Below are 3,094 nucleotides of genomic sequence, written 5' to 3'. Positions count from 1 at the left end.
GTTATAAAATAATGACGGCAAAAACAGCACCAGATCAGGCCAGTAGGTAAGCAACAATAATACCACTATTTGGATAGCCAAAAAAGGCATCACCGCCCTGGTAACATAAATGAGGCCGCGATTTACCAGGGCGCCGGTTATATAGAGACTGACTCCCAGTGGCGGTGTGCAATAGCCAATCCCCAGATTAACAGTCATCAGCAAACCAAAATGCAGGGAACTGATCCCGAATTCCGGCAAAATGGGCAGCAGGATAGGTGCCAGGATCAGAGTAGCCGAGATGATATCCATAAACATGCCGACAATCAGCAGCATGATATTAACCACCATCAGGAATACCCAGGGGGAATCGATATTCGATACCACCGCGTCGGTTATCAGCGCCGGAATCTGTTCAAGGGTTAAATAACGACCAAAAGCTGAAGCCCCGGCAACAATAATCAGGAGGGTTGCAGAAGTTACGGCTGAAGATACAACGACCTTCTTCACATCACCAAATTTCATATCCCGGTGGATAAACAGCTCGACAATAAAAGCATAAACACAAGCCACTACCGCGGCCTCATTGGCAGTAAAAACTCCGGAAAAAATCCCCCCGAAAATCAATACCGGCAACATCAAGGACCAGAATCCCTCTTTTAAAACCGCGATCAGTTCCTTGAAGGTTGGTGGCGGCATACGTTTAAAATCACGATTCTTACAGTAAAAATACGAGTAGATCGAAAAACTGACAATAATCAGGAAACCGGGTATAAAACCGGTCATAAACAGGGCCGCCAATGAATCGTTGCTGACCATTGAATAGAGAATCATGGAAATACTGGGGGGGATGATAATCCCCAGAATAGGCGATGTCGTCATTATCCCGACACTGAACTGTTCATCATACTGGTTATCCATCAGGGCCGGGATCATAAATCCACCGATAGCAACCACGGTGGCCACCGTTGAACCGGAAATGGCACCAAACATACCGCAGGCCAGCACCCCGGCCATCGCCAAACCACCAGGGAAAAAACCCACCACCGAATTAGCTACTTTTATCAGTTTATCGACAATGGACCCGGAAGTCATGATATTGCCACAGAGGATAAAAAACAATACCACCACCAAGGCAAAATTATCCATACTGCGGAATAAAGTTTGCGCCATCATCATAACCGGCATGCCGGAAAAGAAATAAAAACCGACAATACTGGTAAAAAATAACGACATGAATACCGGAATCGTCGAGGCCAGACAGCCAATCAGGCATAATGCAATAATAATGTAACTGGTTTCCATAAACTCTTAATTGTCCTCTATCTTAAAATGAAGATTCTAACCTAAATTGAGCGATTAGCTTTTAGCCGTTAGCTATTAGTTTAATGATTAAAGGGATTTCACTATATACATACAGTTACCTGTTGAGTACTGTGTATTATTAACCTAAAACCTCAATTTTACTCAGCTAAATGCTAAGAGCTAACTGCTAATTGCTTAACTTAGGTCTAACAGAACACATCCATACTGAATAAACGTTAGCAACAGCCTTCAATCTTCCTGACTGGTGCTATAATCTTCCCACATGACTTGCAACGTTCTGATGAACATCATAATTCCCATCAATGGCAAAACAGCGTAGAGAACAACCAGGGGAATACGCAGGATAATAGTTTTTTGATGGGTGGCAACCTGCAAGGCGGCCATTCCCCAACCAAGCTTGGTTATCAAAGCACTATAAAACAGAACACAGAAATTACTGAAGTAATCCAATGGTTTTTTTAATCGGGGGAAAATTTGCGGCACGGCATCAATCCGGATCATTGCCCTTGATTTGATCGCGGCGCTGCAACCGATAAAGGTCGTATAAATAATAATTTCCCGAATCAGCTCTTCCGACCAGGCCAGGGAATAATGAATAGTGTAGCGCAACACCACATTGACAAAGAGCGCAATCAGCCCGACCATAACCGAAACAAACAAGGTCCACTCTTCAAAAAAGCTGAGAACCTTGTCAATCCCCCCAAATATCTTACTTATCATCTCCACTTTCCTCGGTTAAAGCACAAAAAAAGGGCCGGGATATAAATATCCCGGCCTTTTGCTCCTGAAATCAATAATCCAGAATTCTCTTATATCCCACGAAATCCTGAACCTTTTTCAAGTAGTCAACCCCAATCTGGCTGGCCCACTCTTTATGAACTTTATCACCAAGCACACGCAGCTTTTCATGTTCCGCGGCAGAAAGCTGGGAGAAAGTCACGCCATTTTCCTTAGCCTTGGCAATTTGCGTCTCTTCCTGCTTCCGGGTCAAAACCCTGGTCTTGGCACATTCTTCATGAATAACATCAGTAACAACTTTTTGCAGGTCTGCGGGCAGGGAATCAAACCATTTCTTATTGACTAAATGGATAAACAAACCCTGGGCATAGTTAATCTGGTTAAAATATTTACAAATCTCAAACTTTTTAGTGATATTACAGACCATCGGAGTATGATCCAGACCGGTAATAACCCCCTGCTTCAATGAAATGGGAACATCAGGCCATGGCATTACCACCGGATTCAGGCCCCAGGCGTCATACAGAGATTTATTGACCGCCGCCTCAGCAATGCGAAATTTAACGTCCTTGGCATCGGCAAGAGTTTTGATCGAAACCGTACTGGCCCAACCATAGTTACCATAACCGGTAATATCCAGCCCCATAACCCCCTGATGCAGCATCCCATCCATATAGTATGAGAACAGAGCTTTATTAGCGACAAACTTATCAAGTTTATCAAAGGAATTGATCAGGAAAGGCAGGTTGATCATTCCCATCCGCGGAGCCAGATTGGTAACCGCCACTGAGGAACACATCATCCCCTGAATCGCACCGGTTTGCAGCATATTCAAAACTTCAACTTCACCGCCCAACTGATGCAAAGGATAAAATTTAAAAGCAATCTGTCCCTTGCTTCGTTCCCACAGGGCATCACGAATGCGGTAACCAACTCCAACGCCCTCAATAACCGGGTGAGAGATATTGGATACTTTCATCACATACTTAGCTTTAGACATGTCATATTTGGCTTTCCACTTGGCCAGCGGATTCCCTTTAGACCAAGCCTG

Annotated in this window: 3 protein-coding genes; all 3 read right to left on the bottom strand. The window is 44.2% G+C overall.

Features of this window, described 5'->3' with window-relative positions; genetic code table 11:
* Positions 1-1,284: TRAP transporter large permease (locus tag U9P07_07245; GenBank protein MEA2109199.1), on the bottom strand; the 1,284-nt coding region annotated here is incomplete at its 3' end.
* A 249-nt stretch (positions 1,285-1,533) separates the two neighbouring features.
* Positions 1,534-2,025, bottom strand: coding sequence for a TRAP transporter small permease (locus U9P07_07240; GenBank protein ID MEA2109198.1), 492 nt, complete (start codon positions 2,023-2,025; stop codon positions 1,534-1,536).
* A 70-nt stretch (positions 2,026-2,095) separates the two neighbouring features.
* On the bottom strand, positions 2,096-3,094 hold a 999-nt coding region (locus U9P07_07235), incomplete at its 5' end, for a TRAP transporter substrate-binding protein (protein MEA2109197.1).

It is taken from the genome of Pseudomonadota bacterium, assembly GCA_034660915.1.
Classification (GTDB): Bacteria; Desulfobacterota; Anaeroferrophillalia; order Anaeroferrophillales; family Anaeroferrophillaceae; genus DQWO01.
The sequence above is the reverse complement of the archived record's forward strand: the minus strand, read 5'-3'. Positions and strand labels throughout refer to the sequence as shown.

What these genes read in the sequence shown, in the direction of transcription:
- U9P07_07240 (MEA2109198.1), bottom strand. Translation starts at nt 2,025, where the DNA reads ATGATAAGTAAGATATTTGGGGGGATTGACAAGGTTCTCAGCTTTTTT.